We start from the raw sequence: 18,424 nt of genomic DNA on the forward strand, positions 1-18,424 counted from the left end.
CCCCGCCTGCTCAAGGCGTACCGCCTCGCTTGCCCGCTCGGTTTGCTATCGTGTACGTCGAAGATTACTTGGACAAGAGCTTATTCGCCTTCTCCGCCGCTTCATTCAAGGCTTCCTGCGGCGTTACCTTCGGATCGAGGATCGCTTTCTCGATCGCCGTCTTCAGAATGCTCGCCACCTCCGGATAAGCCGTCTCCATCGGACGCGGTCTCGCGTATTCCAGCTGATCGACTGCGACTTTATATTGCGGGAATTGCTTGAAGTGCTCCTTCAGCTCATCCGTCTCGAGCGCCGAGAGACGCGTAGGCAGGTAGCCGACATGCTTATGCTGGTAGATGGTGCTCTCCGCCGTCGTCATGAACTGGACGAACTCCCATGCCGCTTCCTTCTGCGCTTCGTCCAGCTTGGAGGTGATGACCAATTGGCAGCCGCCCGTCGGAACGCCGTAGCTTTTGTTCGCCGGCATGAACGACGTCTCCATCTCGAATTTGTTGCCTTTGGCGATCTCCAAGCTGCCGGAGACGCCGGCCGTGGAGCCGAATTTGAACGCGGCCAGCTGGTTGGACCAGTCCTTGTCGGCCGTCGCGCCCGCTTCGTCGCCGACCGGGATTTTGATCAGCCCTTCGCCCGCGAGCTTCTTCCAGAACTCGACCGGCGCCACGCCTTCCGGCGTGTTGAACGCCGCCGACTTGCCGTCCTCGCTCAGCATCGTGCCGCCGCTCTGCGCCACGAGCCCTTCGTAGTACCAAATATCCGCCGGCATCGTCATGCCGACTTTGCCTTTCTCCTTGAGGGTGCGGGAGTATTGCTCCAGTTCATCCCACGTCTTCGGCCCCGCCGGATCGAGACCCGCTTCCTTGAGCATCGTCACGTTCTTGTATAGAATCGGCGTGCTGCGCATGAACGGAAGACCGTACAGCTTGCCATCCACGTAGGCGTTGCCCATCAGCCCCGGGTTGAAGTCGTCCAGCTTCACCTTGTCCTTGTCGCGCTCGGCGAGCTCGGTCAGCTCCTGCAGCATGCCCGAGCGGGCGAATACGCCGGTCGAGGCGATCTCCAGATCCGATATCGCCGGCGCATTGCCCGCGGCGAACGCCGCCTGCACCTTCGCGTGCAAATCATCGTAGCCGCCTTGGTGCTCGGCGACGATCTCGATGCGGTCCTGCGATTCGTTGAAACGCTTGACGAGCTCTTTCTTCGCTTCCTCGATCTTGCCGCCGAAGGCGTACCAATATTTGAGGGTGATCTTCTCGCCGCCTGCTTCCGTCTTTGCGGTATTCTCTGCGGCGCTGGCCGTCTGAGCGTTATTGCCCGCGTCTGTTGCACCTCCGGTATTCTCCGCGTTCCCCCCGTTGCCGCCTCCGCATGCCGCCAAGAGGACGGACATGGCTACCGGTAGTGTTACGCTAGCAATCTTCTTTTTCATCTTCTAAACCCTCCGCTTTTTCCAACTTGAGGTTGGGCGAGCAGCAAAAAGAAACCTGAATCAGAACTGTGGCGCCAGCGCCTACAGCCCGATCAGGTTTCTCCGTGAACTCCAACCTTGATTGGTTATTTACTTGTCACCATGAATACTACAGGACAACTATTAAACGAGCGTTACCGAATTGCTAAGAATATATGAACAAAGGAATCTCCTCCCCCTTCCCCCTCCGCCGAGGGGAACCAAAGGACTTCGCCCTGTCCCTCCCCCTTCCCCCTCCGAAGAGGGGAACCAGAGGACTTCGCCCTCTGGACTCCCTCTTCGTGCGAACACAATTGTTCGCGGTCGGCGGGTCGGCTTGAGCTGGGCACGCTTTTGTCCTTCCGGACAAAGCTTCATACGAATGGGGAGAGCACCTTCGCTTCCTTCGCTATCGCGCAGCTTTATGTTGTTTGATCTACAACATGCAGGACTGCAGATTGGAAATGCGGCATTCAGCAACCCGGCTAGGCCATCTGCCTGACGTTCCGGGCGTCCCGCAGCTGATGGACGGCTGTCCACAGCTCCGGCTTGGACGCGGAGATCGCGGTCGCGCCATGTTTCAGACATTGGTGGGCATGCTCCGTCTCATATAACAGCCCGCCGGTAATGATCGGTAGATCCGTGAAAGTCTTGACGAGTCCGATCATCTCCGGAATGCGCGCCGGCATCAGCTCGACGATGTCCGGTTCGGTCTGGCTCAAGCTCTTGGCGATATTGTCCAGCCCTTCCGAATCGACGAGGAAGAAGCGCTGAATCGTGATCAGCCCCATCTTCTTCGCGGTACGCACGACGGTTGTCTTCGTCGTAATGATGCCGGCCGGCTTGATCGTCTTGGCCAAATAATCCAGTCCGTGGTGGTCGGTGCTCAGTCCCCCGATTTTCTCCAGATGAAGGAAGACCGGCAGTCCATGCTCGTTGAACAGATCGACGTAGCCCTTCAGCACGCCGATATGGCCGGTCAGAAGGAAGACGCCGCTGAGGATGTGCCTGTGGCGCAGCGCCACCTCGATATGCTTCGGCTCCTTGATCGAGGCGATCATCCGATTCGCGGCAAGCCGATCGTAGAAGGCATCCCGTATGGCGGGCGGTTTGATCCGCTCGCTCATTGCGGGTTCAGCGCCGTCAGGCAAGCAACGAGACATTCCCGCTCCTCCGCTTGACCGCGTGCGTCCGGGTTGTGGCGAAAATGCGGCATAAGGCCGTGAAGCCTCCGGGCATGCGCCGCCATGTCGGCGTCGTCGCAGTCGACGGCCGTGATGCGGATATCCCGCTCGCCGAGCTCGACGACGCGGAAGCCGTGCTGGTCGATACACGCCGACAGCTGCACGAACGTCCAGTTCTCCTGCCGCGCGATCGAATCGACGTGCGTGTGGCCGTTGAAGTAGACGCCTACGCCTTCCTTCCGACGGAGGATGCGCCACATATCGATGCTCGGGTGAATGGAGCCTTTGTCCGTCTCCGAACGCGTCGTTGTTTGGTACACCGGATGATGACCGAATACGAGCAGCGGTTTGTTGCCGGACGCCTGCACGACGCCTTCGAACCAATGCAGCTGTTCGTCGTCGAGCCAGCCGCCCCAATCCGCATGATCCATCTCTTTGGCGGTGTCCAAGAAGACGAGCGTTGCTTGCTCCGTATCGATCGCATGGTAGCGCCGGCCCCCGGTGAGCGCCAGCACTTCGCGGCGAGTCTGGGCATATAGATCGTGATTGCCCAACACATGGACGAAGTTGCGTTCCTTGCGGCGGAGCAGCTCATAGACCTCCAACAGCTCAGTGGTGGTTCCGTAATTCGTCAAATCCCCGAGCGAGATATGGAAATCCGCATCCATGTCCAGAAACCGCTCCAGCACCGATTCATAGAAACCAGCCCGCGCCTCTTGCCATCCTTCGACCGCTTCGTCGATGTCGTGGTAATGCAAATCTCCCATCAGCAGCAATTTCATGCGTTCGTCTCCCCTTCCGCTTCACGCGATAAGATTGTCCGCCTCCTATGTTACCGGGGAAACGTCGGCGTTTCGTTAGATTGGTCCGAATATTTTGTAAAGTTGGGAACGAGAACCTGCTAGGCGGAAGCGAACTGCGGCGAATACCGGAGACCTGACCACGTATAAACGTCTGCCGCATCATCATAGTGTAGCTATGACAATAACAACAACGGTACGCCTCTCCGGCCGGGAGGGGGCGGAAAGGAAGGCACCTTAATGTCCGAGCAAGCGTGGTTCGAGCATCGATTCTGGCTTCAAATACTTGGCGATCATGCGCGGTTCATCCTTCAATCTTTGGCCCCGGGCGAGAAAGCGGATATCGGGAAGGCCGATTCGTTCAAACAGGTATTCGATGATCTGCTGGGTCAGGCGAGACAAGGCGGGAGCGGACCTTCGCTTGCAGCCCTCAACGCCAAAGCCGCCGAAGCGGCCGCTGCCTTCCGCGTCTTCAAGCTGAATTTGCTGGATCGTCGGCTGCTGAACCGCATTCAGCTGGCGCTGACGCCCACTTTTCTCAATCACATGATCAACGAGCTGGACGAATACGCCAAAATCCTGCAGGCGCTGCTAAACAACCAAGCGGTTCCCGTCTACCATCCGCTCCATTACGATCTCCTCTGGCTCCCCGATGCCGCAGGTCACGCGAGCGCGATCGCCAGCGACCTGGACGGCGTCGAGAAACGGCTCATGAAGAAGAGCAAGGAGTTCGAGCGGCATTTCGAGCAATTCTATCTGAAGGCCGTCGAGCTGGCGGGCTATCTGCGGACAATGAGGGAGCACTATCCGGCTATCGCGAAATTTCACCGGGACGTGGATATGGAGATGAACGTCTTCAAGGGCTTCCTGCACGAGATCGAGCAGCTCGATCTTAGCGCCGAGGTGCTCAGCCGCATCAACCCGCTCATGCCGGACCATATGTTTCGCGAGGAATGCTACTACCTCATGAAGCTTGCCCAAAGCGGGGCCGTCCCGCCGCCGTCGTGCGATCCCGCCAAGCCTAGAATCGAGGTTTAACTGTCGAGAAAGGGCTTCGCCCATCGAGAACCCGTTTGTTTTACCCTCGCCCCTTCCCCCTCCGCCGAGGGGAACCAGAGGACTTCGCCCTCTGGACACCCTTCTGCGTGCAGCCACCATTGTTCGCGGTCGGCGGGTTGCTTCGAGCTGGCACGCTTTTGTCCTCGCGGACAAAGCTTCAGTGGGTTTTGAAGTTCTAAGACATAAGACTGTCAACTATAGGCCATGGGTGGCTTCATCGGACATTTTTCCTTAACCTGACAGCACGGCTCCCTCCATAGGGGGAACCAGAGGGTTGAGACTATGCTTCCGATATCGCTTTTCTTCGAAAAACGTTCACCTAGGGACACCGCTATTCATCCTGCCTTCTACGCGGCCTGTAGGTATTGTACTTGATGCACCTCCATGCTAACTTTCGCTTTCGTCCGCTCCGGCGGATACGCTTTACGTTTTACACAACATGAACGGTCACATAATTTCCTAAACAACCAAAAAGCCCGAAGGAGCGTAACGACACGCTTCTCCGGGCTTTGGTTATAATATTCGCTTGGTGCCACCGAATTTGACGATTTTACGCCAGATGGGTAACGGCCGCTCTTTCGATCGCAAGTCCCTGCTTGTAGCGATCCATGAAGACCTCGAAGCCTTCGACGTCCTTCGCATCCGGGGCGATCTTCTCGCCCGACTGACCCGCGAACACGCGATCATTCAGATATTGCTCGAGCGTCTCGCCCTCGCCTTTGTTGACCATGTACGACGCCAGCAGGGCAATGCCCCACGCGCCGCCTTCGCCGGCCGTCTCCATGACGGAGACCGGCACGTTCAGCGCGGCCGCCATGATGCGCTGGCCGACGCCCTTCGTCTTGAACAAGCCGCCGTGGCCGAGAATCTCGTCCAGCTTGACCGCTTCTTGCTTGAGCAGAATGTCCATGCCGATCTTGAGCGCCCCGAGCGCCGTGGACAGATGCACGCGCATGAAGTTCGCCAGGTTGAAATTGCTGCCCGAGGAACGTACGAATAGCGGACGTCCTTCCTCGAAATGCGTCATATGCTCGCCGGAGAGGTAACCGTATGCGAGCAAGCCGCCGCAGTCCGGATCGCCTTGGAGCGCGAGGTTGTACAGCGTGCCGTACAGCTCGTTCTTGTCCAGGTTCATGCCCATCGCCTTGCCGAATTCCTCGAACAGGCCGACCCATGCGTTCAGGTCGGAGGAGCAGTTGTTGGAATGCGCCATCGCGACCAGGTTGCCGGTCGGCGTCGTTACCAGATCGATCTCGTCATAGGCTTTGGACAATTCCTTCTCCAGGACGACCATCGCGAATACCGACGTGCCCGCCGATACGTTGCCGGTCCGCTGCGCGATGCTGTTCGTCGCGACCATGCCCGTTCCGGCGTCGCCTTCCGGCGGACAGAGCGGGATGCCGGCTTGCAGCTCGCCTGTCGGATCGAGCAGTTGCGCCCCTTCCGCCGTCAGCGCCCCTGCGCGCTCGCCCGCGGACAGCACTTGCGGCAGAATGTCCTGCAGCTGCCAAGGCAGGTTGCGAGAGGCGTTCAGCTCGTTGAACTGGCCGATCATCGCCGCGTTGAAGGCTTTCGTATGAATATCGATCGGGAACATGCCGGATGCTTCGCCGACGCCAAGCACCTTCTCGCCGGTCAGCTTCCAATGAATGTAGCCGGCAAGCGTCGTCTGGAATCGGATGTTCGAGACATGCTCTTCGCCATTCAGGATCGACTGGTACAGGTGCGCGATGCTCCAACGCTGCGGAATGTGGAAGTTGAACAGCTTAGTCAGCTCGGCCGACGCCTGCTCCTGCAGGTTGTTTCTCCATGTGCGGAACGGAACGAGCAGCTCGCCAGCTTCGTCGAACGCCATGTAGCCGTGCATCATGCCGCTGAATCCGATCGCGCCGATCGTCTGGAGCGTGACGCCGTACTGGCGCTTCACCTCATCGGCCATCTTCCGATAGCTGTCTTGAATGCCCTTCCAAATCTCTTCGACGCTATACGTCCAAATATTGTTCACCAAGCTATTCTCCCAGTCATGTGCGCCGGAAGCGATTGACGTATGGTCCTCGCCGATGAGCACCGCTTTAATGCGCGTGGAGCCCAGTTCGATGCCAAGGACGGTTTTTCCGCTCTGAATGGCGTTTTTCACATCAACACTCATGCTTAATCCCCCATCATCATTCATGATTTCCAATCCAATTAACTGATTAATATATTAGCAAATATGTAACCCATATTACCATAGAATCAAAGTCTAGAAAATTGTAATTTTTTTCGATTCGCGGCGTTTCGGCATCATAAAGGATATGCCCGCAGTTCCGTCCTGCTCGCCGGCCTGGACGTGTATCTTCTGATGCACTAATCCCTCAATTGGTTTAAATTTGCACGTCCCAGTCCCACCTGCTACTATTTTGTGTGGGTCTATAGTTTCATTTGGTAGAATTAGATGACAAAGGATAACAGAGGTTCAATATGAGAGGGGCGTAATTTTGTTGTTGAAGTCGAAACGAGTCGCAGCTCTGCTATTAGCAGGCCTGCTAAGTCTCCCGCCTGGAATCGGCGCGGCTGCCGCAATGCCAGTCCAGGATGCTAAGGGACATTGGGCTGAGAACACCTTGTCCAAGTGGGTGAATAACGGTTGGCTGAAGGGACAGCCGGATGGCAGCATCTCGCCGAACAAATTGATTACTCGGGCCGAGGTCGCGGCGCTGGTCAACGCCGCCTTCGGGTTTACCGAGAAGGGGAATGACGTCTACCGAGATGTGAAGTCCGGACAATGGTTCGCTTCAGCGGTCGCAATTGCCGCCAAGGCGGGCTACATGAAAGGCGGATCTGACGGCCGTTTTCGCCCGAATGACGCGATGACGCGCCAGGAGATCGCGGTGCTAATCGCGAACCTACTGCAACTAAAGCACGTCGATCCTCCTGTGGCATTGAAGGATGCGGCGAACGCGCCGACTTGGAGCAAGGGCGCTATAGGCGCGGTTGTGGACGGCGGCATCATGGTCGGTCAGACGAGCGGATCGTTCGGCTTGCTGGCCAAGACTACGCGCGCGGAGACGGTCGTCATCCTCGAGCGCGCGCTTACCAAGCGGACAAGCTCCGTTCCGGAGACCGTGTACGGACAAGCGGGTACCTTCGATGCCGCTTCGAAGATCGACGGTTCCGTGCGAATCACGTCTACGGACGTTGTCCTGAAGAACGCGGATGTGGCGGGCGATCTTATCATTGATCGCGCGGTAGGCGAAGGCGACGTCACCTTGGACGGCGTCACCGTCAAGGGCAAGTTGATCATAAACGGCGGAGGCGCGAACAGCATCCACCTGCATGACACGGAAGCATCAGCCGCTGTGGTCGACAAGGAGGGCAGCCCGGTGCGGATCGTCGCAGATGGCGTCCAACTAGCTGGAGAATTAAGACTGCAATCTCCCGCGATCATCGAGCAGACGGGAAGCGAGATCCCGAACGCGGTCATTGCCCCAGACGGTCAGGAATCAGGGGAATTCACGCTCAGCGGGACGTTCGACCGCGTGCAAGTCAGCGGATCGAATGCAGGCGTCTCGCTCCTTAAGGGCAGCGTCACAGCGTTCGAAGTCGGCAAGGGATCGGTGAATACGAAGCTTCAGCTGGCGGCCGGAACGAAGATCGGCGAGTTGCGGCTGAACGGACCGACTGCCGTTAAAGGACAAGGCGAGATCGGAAAGGCGATCGTATCCGCTTTTGGTTCTACCCTGGAGCAGGAGCCGGGACGCATTGAGTTGTCCGCCGGCACTTCGGTCACGGTCGGCGGCAAGCCTGTAACGGAAAGCACGCCGGCTGGCGGCGCTACCAGCGGTGGCGCTCCCGGTGGCGGTGTTCCCGGCGGTGGCGGCGGTCTGCCCGGCGGTGGAGGTTCCAGCGGAGGCGGTACGACAAGCGGACCGGCGGATGCCTTGTTCGACACAAGCCGCACCGTTCGTGGCGGCACGACGGTTGCGCTGAAGAGCGCCCCGGCTTACGGAACTGCCGTTTGGCTCGCGCCGGCGGATACGAAAGCATTCGCGGAGGGTTCGAAGATGACCCGCCTGAAAGGCAACGGCATCGCCAAGAAGCTGGCTGCCCCTGCCGAACCAGGCGATTATCGGCTGTATCTCGTTACCGGCAGCACTGCCTCTGCTCCTTCGGCCGCGGTGCTGAAGGTCGAGAATACGGCGAATGTATCCGGCACTGTTAAGTTAAAGGATGGCACTGCCTTTGCGATATCGGATCTTGTTATTGAAGGAATAGATGGGAATGGCGCATCCCAAACGTACAAAACCGGCGTAGACGGCGGGAGGTTCAACCTCTATCTTCCGGATGGCGGCTACCGCGCCACCAAACTGATGGAGCGTGCCGGGGCCAAGACGGAGACGGGGCTGTATTACTCTTTTGACGTGCGGGAAGGAAAGCTAGTCGGCGGCGAATCGCTGAGTTTCACGGCCTACGTAACGGCGGACTTTACCGCCTCGGGTACCGTTCAATTCGCGGATGGGGAAGCCGTGCCAAACGGGACGCTGATGATAAGCGACAAGAATAACGACGCTACATACCGTGCACTGGTGAAGGACGGGAAGTTCGGACTGTATTTGCCACACGGCGAATATGAAGTGAACACTTACCATGATGAGGCAAAACGCATCCACCGCAATCTCCATCAAGTCTTCGCCGTCGCGCCGAACGAGAGTCAACCGCTTGCGCTTACTGTGGAGAAATCTAACTTTACGGGTACGCTGAAGGATGCGAAGAATCAGCCGGTGGCATCCGGTACCGTGACGATTTCCAGCCAGACGATCGATTACTATGCCGGGTTCGTAGTAAACGGAAGCTTCTCTTTATATCTGCCGGATGGCAGCTATGAAGCAAGCCATTATGATAATGGACGAACCGCATTCCCGATTCATGCGAACTTCAGCATTCAAGACGGCAAACTTGTCGAAGGCAGCTCGGATTTCTCCTTAATTCCGGAGAATCTGCGCGCGGTCGTTACCCATGGCGGCCGACCGGCCGAGGACGGCTATGTAAATATTGTCACGCAGGGCTATAGCGCGAATTCAGAAGTGGTAGACGGCCGTTTGAGCGAGCCGCTGCCGGAAGGAAGCTACACGATCGAATCCTATACCAACGGTCACGGGTACTTTGCCTTGAACGTTCCGGTAGAGATCGGCGCCGAGGTCAAGACGATTGAGTTGACGATTCCGGACGCGAATCTGAAGGGTACCGTATCGGACGCGAACGGGGATCCCGAATATGCGAATGTTGGATTTACGAATGTAAACGCTCCTGGCCGCATCCATTCCGTGCCGGTACTGGAAGGCCAGTTCGAGGCGAGCTTGCCAGATGGTACCTACGCTTTCGGTTATAACAGCTCTGTGATCGACAATCCGATGCCTTTGGGCCGAATTACGATCGCCGGAGGTAAAGCCGATCAGGCTCAGCTTACGCTGACGGTACCGCGCCAGAACGTGAACGGGACGATCACGGATGAAGACGGGAAGACGCTGCCTTACGTGAGAACGCTCCGCATCCAATCGGCCGGCGGCGGCGCGGAAACGATCCGGAACGTAACCGTACAGAACGGCAAGTTCCGGCTGTACTTGCCGGATGGTCAATATGAAATCGTGAGTTATAGCGCGGGTGGATACTACGACATTCCAGTCAACCTGCCGCTGTCGGTTAACGGTTCGGCTTCGCCAGTGGTCAAAATTACGGGCTCCGTGAAAGGGATGCTCCGAGACGCAGCGACGGATCAAGCCATCTCCGGGGTTGATCTCGTCATTGAGCCGGCCAGCGGAGCGAGCGTGAAGCAATTCATTCCGGTATGGGAAGGCCGATTCTCGGCCAATCTGCCAGATGGCCGCTATCAGGTGAAAGGCTACGAGACATGGAGAACCGGGGAATTCTCGACGCTCGGCATCATGTTCACGGTTGCCGGCGGTCAAGTCGTCGGCGGAGCGCTCGATGTTCTTATTCAACCTAGCAATGTCATCGGGCGAATCGAGTCTCCGGGTTCCCTTAACCTCGAACGGAGTCTCATGCGTGTCATATCGATCACCACCGCCATGTCCTATGACGTGCAGATCCGCAACAGCGCATTCAGTACGTACCTGCCGGACGGCGATTATACCGCGCGTTTTCTGACTGGAGCGGATGATTTGATTGGGCTTTCCCTCGAGTTCTCGGTCAAGAACGGCACACCAAGCGACAACCCGCTTATCTTCCATATTCCCGCCGCTCAGACAGGCATTGTTCAGTCCGCCGACGGCCAAGAAGTTAGCGGTGGTATGATCGGGATAACTAGCATAAGCGCAGACCCGAACAGAGCCGTATCGCATATGTACGAGGTAGCGCAAGACGGGAAGTTCACCTTCCGTCTCCCGGCCGGATCGTATAAGATAACGAATTTTTCGTATGGCCAGCTCAAGTGGATATCCGTCAATGTCCCGTTCACGATACCGGCAACCGGGTCCGTCAGTCCAACGCTAGTGGTAAAGGTACCTAGCCCGAACGTAAGGGGCACGTTCACGATCGGCGGAGATCCGGTTGAGAATGCGCTCATCGAAGTCTATGTAAGCAACATGGTGATTCAGTCGAAACTAAGCGTTAGAAATGGCCAAATCCAGGGCGATCTTCCAGATGGCCTATATCAATTGGATCGTTATGTCGACACGAGAACGGGTGAGGGCGGATTGCTGAATACCTCCTTCACGATTCAAGGCGGAGTCATGAATCCGGCTCAGCTTACCATCGCGCTGCCTCTCGATAACGTCAAAGGCACGGTCAAGGACGATACCGGACAGCCCGTCTCGGGAGGCAGGGTATTCGTCAAAAAAGAAACTGGTACTTGGGTTGATCTCGAGGCTGATGTTCCCGTCATGGACGGCGCCTTCTCCTTATCTCTGCCGGACGGGAATTACGTCTTGACCCATTACCGTCAAGATAACAGCACCACCACGTTAAATGTGGCGATTACCGTCAAAGATGGGACTGCCGCCCCGATCGCATTGGTCGTCAAAGCACCCAACGTCTTTGGCTTGGTCGACCACATCGACGGCACGCCGGTCGCGGACGGCATAGTGACACTTATGAAAAAAGATGACCATACGCTCCTTCAACTCCAGATCGCCAACGGGATATATAAGGGTTGGCTTCCAGATGGGGAGTACGCAATCATGAACGTCATTTTAACCAGTACCGGTAAAGTCATTCCCGTGCTTCGGACACTAACCGTCAGCCAAGGGAAAGTAACGGACGATAACGTGCTTGCGATCCGTATTGCCTACGCTGGACAACTTGCCGTGCAATGGTCCGACGGGTCACCGGCGAATGAGATCAGAATCGCGCTGGAAGGAAGCGGCCTTGCTAATCATTCTTATTTATTCACCCCCGAGAATGGCAACATAACGCTGCAGCTTACCAATGGACAATACCGCATCGCCGGTTATTTTGAATCCGACTATGTGACCTACCATCGACTACCCCAGCCACTAACCTTCCAGGCCACGGGTGGTAAGCTGGATCCAGCGGACTTCACGATCGTCCTGCCGAAAATATAATACTAGGAACCCTCAGACAGCCGTAGCCAGGCTTGCCTGAGGGTTTCTTGCATTTAACCATGAGCGCCATCCGTACGATGACAAAAATTCTGCCGCCGGCCTAGCCTGTTTCGTCCACCTCTCTTCGTGGTAAATAGATTCCATATTCGATCTTCGATGAAGGGCTGATCCCACCTATGCGAGCAAACAAGAAGATACGCATTTTGGAGACGGTAGAAGACTCGTTCTTGCAGCACCTGTTAGCGCGAACGCTGCACAAAAAGACACAAGCCGCGTTTCTGGCCATTATTTTGGAGGAGCTGTACTACCGGGACATGACACCGATGCACAGTACCGGCCTCGAATAATATAGAACGAGCAGCCCCGACCGGCTGCTCTTTATTTTGCGTTCCGGAAGACAACTGCTGGGATTGGGAATCCTTTCGGGTAAGCTTACGTAGACAATAACCGCCAGCGATGCTTTATGATTTTTTTGTGCGATCACCCTAGAGACTGGGAACCTTTCGCCGGTCTCTTCCGTCTAATCTGTATTCCTACCATCCAACCGTACACAAGGAGGACAATGATTTCCGATGAAAAAACGTATCGTTTCGCTTATGATCACATCCGCGCTCGCGCTGCAAGCCGCAGCAACCGTAACCGCCGCGCCTGCCGGGGGGACGATTCAAGATTACGAACCGAACGCGATCGTCAAGAATAACGGCACCTTCTGGAATTGGGGCGTCTGGGGCATCGCGCAGCGCGCCGTGCCGACGCAGGTGAACGCGCTCAGCGGCGTGAAACAAGCGTTCCCGAACAGACTCGTCTTGAAGCAGGACAACACCGTTTGGTTGTGGACGATCGCACCGCAGACCGGCAAAGCGACGGCCGCCCAAGTCGCGGGCGTTAGCGGCCTGACCACTTCCGTCTGGACGGGCGATCTCTTCTACATCGTCGATGGAGCCGGCGCTGTCTACAGCATACCGTTCGACCCGCAGACGTACGAACCGATTCCTGCCAAGGCTGCCAAAGTGGCCGGCCTCGAGGGCGTGACGGACATCAGCTATTACGGCGAGGCCGACCCGAAGCAATGGCGTGAGCAGTGGCTGTTCCTGAAGAAGGACGGCACCGTGCTGCGCAAATTGAGAGAAGAGACGGCACTTAAGCCGGTTGCGGGCTTAACCGGGATCGTCGAGCTGCAGGACAACTTCGCGCTCAAGAACGACGGAACGGTATGGGGCCTTGCAACAGAGGTCGCCAAGTCCGACGCGAATCCGGAGCAGGTCAAAGGCCTGACGGATATTCAATCCTTTAATGCCGCTGTCGCCATCGACGGCCAATCCCGGCTTTGGTTCTGGGGAAATACAGTGACGGGCTGGTCAGACGCAACGGTTCGGCACGCCCAAGCGCCGATTCGCATCACGACCATCAATGACGTCAAAGCCGCATACGTCGTAGAGCGCGCGCTGCTCGTGCTAACGAACAACGGCAAGCTGTACATGACGTCGATCGAGACCGAGAAATTGCCGGCGAATCCCGCCTTCAAGCTGATCGCCTCCGACGTGGATACAGCGGAAGCCGGCGGCCGGCAGCTGTTCTTCCAGAAGACGGATGGCTCGCTGTGGGGTGTCGGCATTAACAAAAACTCCGAGCTCGGCTATGGCGATTTCGAGTTCGAGCATTGGACGCCCGTACCGGTGCAAAAGCCGATCGAGGTGATCCTGAACGGCGAAGCGGTGGAATTAACGAACGGCGTCGTCGCGCGTTCGAACCAGACGTTCGTGCCGCTGCGTTCGATCTTCGAGAAGCTCGGGGCAACCATTGCGTGGAACGCCACCGAGAAGCTGGTCACCCTGAAGGGCAGCAGCCAAGCATCCGAGCCGCTCACAATTACGATTAACTACAAGACGGGCGTCACGACGTTGAACGGCAAATCCGTCGATACGGGCACGACACCGTTCAGTCTGGCCGGCACTTCATACTTGCCTCTGCGCTTCGTCAGCGAGCAGCTGGGCGCCAAAGTCGATTGGAACCAGCAGGAAGAGAAAATTAATATTACGTACAAGTAGGCGAGAATTTCTCCAAGGTGAAGCGGCTGCCGCCGTCCATTAGCTCGGTACGTTTCATCCCGGAGAAATTCAAGATGACGGATAAGCGTGAAACTTATCCATGCTTGTAATAAAAAAGAGCAGCTTGCAGCTGCTCTTTTTTCGTTCCGCGAGGTGATCTTAATAGGCTCCGTAATATCCGTTCAGAACGCCATAAGCAAGCGCGTGCTTCTTCAGCACGGGGATCAGATCCTCGGCAAATAACGGTGAATCCGGCAGCTCCAGCTTCTCCGTATCGAGCGCATATACCTCGATCCTGTAAGGGTGATCGCCCGAGAATGGCGGCGGCCCCATTCCGAAATATGGATTCGGCTGCTCCTCGGTCGCGATCTTACCTGAGGCTCCCTCCTGGAGCGACGTCGTGGAAGCCGGAAGACCCAGCACGCTCCAGTGGATCCAGTTATCGGCGATCGGGTGCGGATCATACATGATGACGGCGAAAGACTTGGTCGTGCTCGGCGCGCCTGCCCATGCCAGCGGAAGACTTAGGTCCTCTGCTCCTTCCGCTGCTTGGTGGGCATATTTGCCCGGGATGGGGCCGTAATTCGCATAGGCTGACGAGCTTACGCGCAGCGTCTTCAACGGGTCGGCTTGCGTCCGGAGAGATAGCTTGCCGCTGCTTAAATCCCATGTATAATCTATGCCGAATGCATCCGGCAGCACCCTCGCCGCCACCATCATTTGACCGCCGATCACTGCCGTCGGATGGTCCACATCCACCGGCCGGCCTTGAATGGAGACGCTCGAGCGGCCCTCCTGCGCCTCAACCGCTGCATCCTGCCGCCGCGCGCGGACCTTTCCGGATTTCGCATCCCAGTCTACCTTGGCCCCTATCGCCTCGAAAGCGGCCCGGACCGGAATGAGCAGACGCGCATTCTCCATCTGTCCCTGCACAGGGAGCACCTTGCCATCCACCTCAATCGTAATTGGGCTGTTCCACTGCATATAACCGGCGACATTGTTCATGACATTGCGTTCCTTAGCTTCCACCACGGCTGTCTCTGTTGTCCCTACAGCCAAACAGATGGTCGTCATCAGAGCTGCTCTGGCAGCCCATTTCCGTATACTCATCTTCTATCTCCTCCTTCAAAATGTACCCATCTCAATCCGCTTCCGTTATACTAAAAAGACAGAACATCATTCCCATACTGGCCAGTATGATTTGTAATAAAAACAAGTACGATCGTTTGAATTTATATTATAATTTAACGTTGCCACTGTCAATACGGACGTGGTTTCTTTTGTTGTCGATCGAACAACAAATACGCTTCTGCCTCCACCCGCAACAAAAGCAGCCGTATGAACGGCTGCCTTCGAATTGGTTATGATATGTTTTCTATCGCGGCAGGCCTTGCGCCGCTTGGACCAGCTGTTCTTTGGTCAGCGTCTCGGAATCGGACTGCACATGATAGACGATCGTTTGATCTCCGCTCTGTTGGAGCCACGTTACGTCTTGCTGCATGCGGCTTTGTCCGAACAACGCTTGATCGTGCCTGAGATAATGCGCCGTTATTCCGCCAAGCGCAATCTCCTCGTAGACCGTGCTCGGTGGCGCGGCTTGGAACACCTTGACGTCGCCGTCGCCGTTCCCGCCGGCAACCTCCCATGTGACGTATATCGTATCCTGGGATGCATTCCGGTAGACGGATGTATAGGGAACAAGCGGCCGGTCTGCAGGTGGATCGGATTTGCGCCATAAGACGCGGCTTCCCGTCTCCTTGCTTTCGGCTTTCATCTCGTCCATCAGCCGGTACGCATCCGCGCCGAACGTGATTTGATACGGCGATCCTTCCATACCTTCCTCGAGCGTGAATCCTCCTGCGAGCGAGTCGGGTAACCTCTCTTTGACGCGATGCTCCTTCAGCACCGCTCGCCAGCTATCAGGCTGCAAGATAACCGGATTTTGGATGCCGAGCACCACGGGCGTATCCTGGATTTTCAACTCGTAATCTCTGAGATAGACCACGGCCGTGTCCCCCGGTGCCAAATGGCCCTTCACCGCCGCGAGCGAACCGCGGATCTTCTCCACGTCGGACGGCTCCAATTGAAGCTGTTGATCCGTTTGATAATGAACAGCCAGCCGGTCCTTCTGATCCGCGAAGAGCAATTTGTTCCCCGCATAACCAAAGCCGCAAATGACGACTACGATGATGGCGATCAATAACATTTTCGTTGATTTTCCTTTACTCCGCATGAAAGGCTCTCCCCTTTGCTGCGCCGCCAGCTGCCGGTATTCGGCCGCCATCCGGGCATCCAGGCCGGGAGGACAAATCCGGTTCCGGGCATCTCGCTCGAACGCTTCCGACAATTGCCGTTCAATAGACAAAGCCTTCTCCCTCCTTTCGCAGCCCGAGCTGCTCGAATAGCCGGCGCATATGCTTGAGCGCCTGATGATGTCTGGATTTCACCGTGCCTAACGGCACCTTCAACAATTCGGCCATTTCCTCCAGCGTGCAATCCTGGTAGTAGCGGAGCACGATCACTTCCCTGAATTTATGCGGTAGCGTCTGCAGAATCGGGAGCAAGTCCAGCCGTTCGTCCATCTGCTGGATTCGCCGCTCTTCCCTCCAATCGCTTGTCTGAATCGGACCGATCCGCAGCTTCTCCGCAAGGCGGAAGAGACGCCACTCCTTGCGCTTCCAATTGCGAACTTGCCTGACGATCAATCCGTTGAACCAAGAGACGAAAGGTTGGCGCGGATCGTACGAACGCCAGCTGCGGAACAGCTCCGCATAGACTTCGCTCATGATGTCCGGCGCGTCTTGCCTGTTGGGCGCGAGATAATGGATCAACCGGTACGCGTGATCGCGCGTCGACTCGTACACGGCTTGGAATGCTTGTTCATCCCCCTGGCTCATCCGGATAAGCAAGGGGGTTACTTCGAAGTCCTTCATTCGGGCCGGCCTCCATTCGGGTCTTACAATGGGATATTGGCTCTATCGGCGAAAAAGGTTCATGGTATTGAAAAAAAGGCTTACCTAACGCAAAACCACGCCCAGATAACCTAGACGTGGTTGGGTTGAGATGGCTTATGAAAGATGTCGATGACGTCTGTTATTCCAAGAGAACAGGGAGCAGGAATGTGATGGTTACCGTCCCCGCCAGGAACAAAGGCAATATGGATTTGAGGTTGGCGTTCTTCGAGAATATCGCGCCAAGAACGAGCAGCGCAGGCACGCCCCATAGGAAAGGGACGAGGTAGGTCATGCCAAATCCTGAGAGAGAGGCTAATGAATTCATGTAGAGGATAACGCCAATAAACACCCATAAGACTGAACACACACCGCCGACTAGCACGCTCCAGAGCTTCGGTTTAACCAGCGGTTTCACCTCGCCCTCTCCGCTGTACCATTAGCGCGGTCCACGCACTTAGCGACAGCCCGATCATAAAGGTATACGCGTTAAAGTACATCTTGTTCGTATATTGGTTCAGCCAGCCGAAATGGTAGATGACGGAGTCGGGGTTCCCCGGCCCGCCTCCTAGATGACGAAGAAGCCCGCTTACCGCCCCATATTCTCCTGCGCCGCACAGCAAGGCGAGCAGCAGTAAGCCGACTTTTATCCATTGCGCGATTCTAGCGTCGACCATACGCGACCTGACGAACAGGTAGGTAAAGATCAACGTCAAGAGATAGATTGGTACGGCTGGAATGACGAACAGGAGGCCCGGGTTGCCGTTCCCGGATATCCCGTGACCTGCCCCTCGGTACGTAAAAGTGAACAAGTAGGCAAGGAAGAATAAAATTCCGCTAAGGGTGACCGTTATCGCACAAGCAATCGCGGTCGCGTTGGGCTTGGACAATGCGCTTCGCCTCCTTTGCTCCGCAAGCGTAATTGCCGTTTCTCCCGGCTGTTTTCTATTCATGCGGGGTGTTTCAGGCCAATTTCGCCAACATCGGCGCCGAATAAGGTAAGCCTACCAGCTTGGTACAGGAAAGGCAGCCTCTATATGCATCTAATAATTCGGCGACCTTCTCGAGATCATTCCGAGTAATAGGATTCTGTTCACTGCGAATCCAATGAACTGCCTTCGTAATATGAAGATCGTAGCTCACCCAAACATCACTCTTCCATAATTAGTCTTCCTGCGTACAGCTATATTATTTGCATGCCTCCAACACAAATCTACCGCTCCAATCATAACGAATCCAGCTCATTTCCTCGATATGAAGCGCTGTCTGAAACGCCTCCGGTTAACTCCATTATTTCTATACATTTCCACATTCTCCTGCTCCATCGCCCTTAACAAAACTTTTACCGCTTGCGGCATCCCACCCCCCCGCCGTCTGTG

Annotated in this window: 13 protein-coding genes; 4 read left to right on the forward strand and 9 right to left on the reverse strand. The window is 56.3% G+C overall.

Features of this window, described 5'->3' with window-relative positions; genetic code table 11:
* Positions 1 to 64: 64 nt before the first annotated feature.
* From ACFFSY_RS10740 to ACFFSY_RS10750, 3 genes are all read right to left on the reverse strand, one after another.
* Positions 65 to 1,426 carry an ABC transporter substrate-binding protein gene (locus tag ACFFSY_RS10740; protein WP_377493610.1) on the reverse strand — a complete coding sequence of 454 codons (1,362 nt, stop codon included), beginning with the start codon at positions 1,424 to 1,426 and terminating at the stop codon, positions 65 to 67.
* A 503-nt stretch (positions 1,427 to 1,929) separates the two neighbouring features.
* Positions 1,930 to 2,607, reverse strand: a complete 678-nt coding sequence (locus ACFFSY_RS10745; protein WP_377493612.1) for a glycerol-3-phosphate responsive antiterminator — start codon at positions 2,605 to 2,607, stop codon at positions 1,930 to 1,932.
* The gene (locus ACFFSY_RS10750) at positions 2,568 to 3,410 is read right to left on the reverse strand and encodes a metallophosphoesterase family protein (protein WP_377493614.1); all 843 of its coding nucleotides are present in this window, start codon (positions 3,408 to 3,410) and stop codon (positions 2,568 to 2,570) included. Before ACFFSY_RS10750 ends, ACFFSY_RS10745 begins: the two co-directional genes overlap by 40 nt.
* Before the next feature lie 258 nt (positions 3,411 to 3,668).
* Here ACFFSY_RS10750 and ACFFSY_RS10755 point away from each other — a divergent pair, with 258 nt between their 5' ends.
* A complete protein-coding gene (locus tag ACFFSY_RS10755) occupies positions 3,669 to 4,466 on the forward strand; it encodes a DUF2935 domain-containing protein (protein WP_377493616.1) in 798 nt (265 codons plus the stop codon).
* 571 nt (positions 4,467 to 5,037) lie between these two features.
* Here ACFFSY_RS10755 and ACFFSY_RS10760 read toward each other — a convergent pair.
* Entirely contained in the window at positions 5,038 to 6,636 is a 1,599-nt protein-coding gene (locus tag ACFFSY_RS10760; RefSeq protein WP_377493618.1) for a xylulokinase, read from the reverse strand.
* A gap of 334 nt (positions 6,637 to 6,970) precedes the next feature.
* On the opposite strand from ACFFSY_RS10760, the gene ACFFSY_RS10765 reads away from it, so the two are divergent.
* The 3 genes from ACFFSY_RS10765 to ACFFSY_RS10775 all read left to right on the forward strand — a co-directional run bounded on the left by ACFFSY_RS10765 (position 6,971) and on the right by ACFFSY_RS10775 (position 14,094).
* Positions 6,971 to 12,046, forward strand: a complete 5,076-nt coding sequence (locus ACFFSY_RS10765) for an S-layer homology domain-containing protein (RefSeq protein ID WP_377493620.1) — start codon at positions 6,971 to 6,973, stop codon at positions 12,044 to 12,046.
* A gap of 203 nt (positions 12,047 to 12,249) precedes the next feature.
* Positions 12,250 to 12,393: a hypothetical protein gene (locus tag ACFFSY_RS10770; protein WP_377493622.1), complete on the forward strand. Its 144-nt coding sequence runs from the start codon at positions 12,250 to 12,252 to the stop codon at positions 12,391 to 12,393.
* Between the two features lie 225 nt (positions 12,394 to 12,618).
* Positions 12,619 to 14,094 (forward strand): stalk domain-containing protein, encoded by a 1,476-nt coding sequence (locus tag ACFFSY_RS10775; protein ID WP_377493624.1) that lies wholly within the window; start codon positions 12,619 to 12,621, stop codon positions 14,092 to 14,094.
* A gap of 159 nt (positions 14,095 to 14,253) precedes the next feature.
* Here the strand turns inward: ACFFSY_RS10775 and ACFFSY_RS10780 are convergent, their stop codons facing one another.
* The 5 genes from ACFFSY_RS10780 to ACFFSY_RS10800 all read right to left on the reverse strand — a co-directional run bounded on the left by ACFFSY_RS10780 (position 14,254) and on the right by ACFFSY_RS10800 (position 17,935).
* On the reverse strand, positions 14,254 to 15,204 hold the full coding sequence (locus ACFFSY_RS10780; protein WP_377493626.1) for a YbhB/YbcL family Raf kinase inhibitor-like protein: 951 nt from the start codon (positions 15,202 to 15,204) through the stop codon (positions 14,254 to 14,256).
* Between the two features lie 265 nt (positions 15,205 to 15,469).
* Positions 15,470 to 16,459: a hypothetical protein gene (locus ACFFSY_RS10785; RefSeq protein ID WP_377493628.1), complete on the reverse strand. Its 990-nt coding sequence runs from the start codon at positions 16,457 to 16,459 to the stop codon at positions 15,470 to 15,472.
* Positions 16,449 to 17,027, reverse strand: a complete 579-nt coding sequence (locus tag ACFFSY_RS10790; protein WP_377493630.1) for a sigma-70 family RNA polymerase sigma factor — start codon at positions 17,025 to 17,027, stop codon at positions 16,449 to 16,451. The genes ACFFSY_RS10785 and ACFFSY_RS10790 overlap by 11 nt, the downstream gene beginning before the upstream one ends.
* A gap of 160 nt (positions 17,028 to 17,187) precedes the next feature.
* A complete protein-coding gene (locus ACFFSY_RS10795) occupies positions 17,188 to 17,463 on the reverse strand; it encodes a hypothetical protein (protein WP_377493632.1) in 276 nt (91 codons plus the stop codon).
* On the reverse strand, positions 17,447 to 17,935 hold the full coding sequence (locus ACFFSY_RS10800) for a hypothetical protein (RefSeq protein WP_377493634.1): 489 nt from the start codon (positions 17,933 to 17,935) through the stop codon (positions 17,447 to 17,449). The genes ACFFSY_RS10795 and ACFFSY_RS10800 overlap by 17 nt, the downstream gene beginning before the upstream one ends.
* Positions 17,936 to 18,424: the final 489 nt, after the last annotated feature.

The organism is Paenibacillus aurantiacus, from assembly GCF_042431225.1.
Taxonomy (GTDB): Bacteria; Bacillota; Bacilli; order Paenibacillales; family Paenibacillaceae; genus Paenibacillus_Z; species Paenibacillus_Z aurantiacus.

Excerpts from the sequence above, each read along its gene's own strand:
- ACFFSY_RS10740 (WP_377493610.1), bottom strand. The coding sequence starts at position 1,426 with ATGAAAAAGAAGATTGCTAGCGTAACACTACCGGTAGCCATGTCCGTC.
- ACFFSY_RS10745 (WP_377493612.1), bottom strand. The coding sequence starts at position 2,607 with ATGTCTCGTTGCTTGCCTGACGGCGCTGAACCCGCAATGAGCGAGCGG.
- ACFFSY_RS10750 (WP_377493614.1), bottom strand. The coding sequence starts at position 3,410 with ATGAAATTGCTGCTGATGGGAGATTTGCATTACCACGACATCGACGAA.
- ACFFSY_RS10755 (WP_377493616.1), top strand. The coding sequence starts at position 3,669 with ATGTCCGAGCAAGCGTGGTTCGAGCATCGATTCTGGCTTCAAATACTT.
- ACFFSY_RS10760 (WP_377493618.1), bottom strand. The coding sequence starts at position 6,636 with ATGAGTGTTGATGTGAAAAACGCCATTCAGAGCGGAAAAACCGTCCTT.
- ACFFSY_RS10775 (WP_377493624.1), top strand. The coding sequence starts at position 12,619 with ATGAAAAAACGTATCGTTTCGCTTATGATCACATCCGCGCTCGCGCTG.
- ACFFSY_RS10780 (WP_377493626.1), bottom strand. The coding sequence starts at position 15,204 with ATGAGTATACGGAAATGGGCTGCCAGAGCAGCTCTGATGACGACCATC.
- ACFFSY_RS10790 (WP_377493630.1), bottom strand. The coding sequence starts at position 17,027 with ATGAAGGACTTCGAAGTAACCCCCTTGCTTATCCGGATGAGCCAGGGG.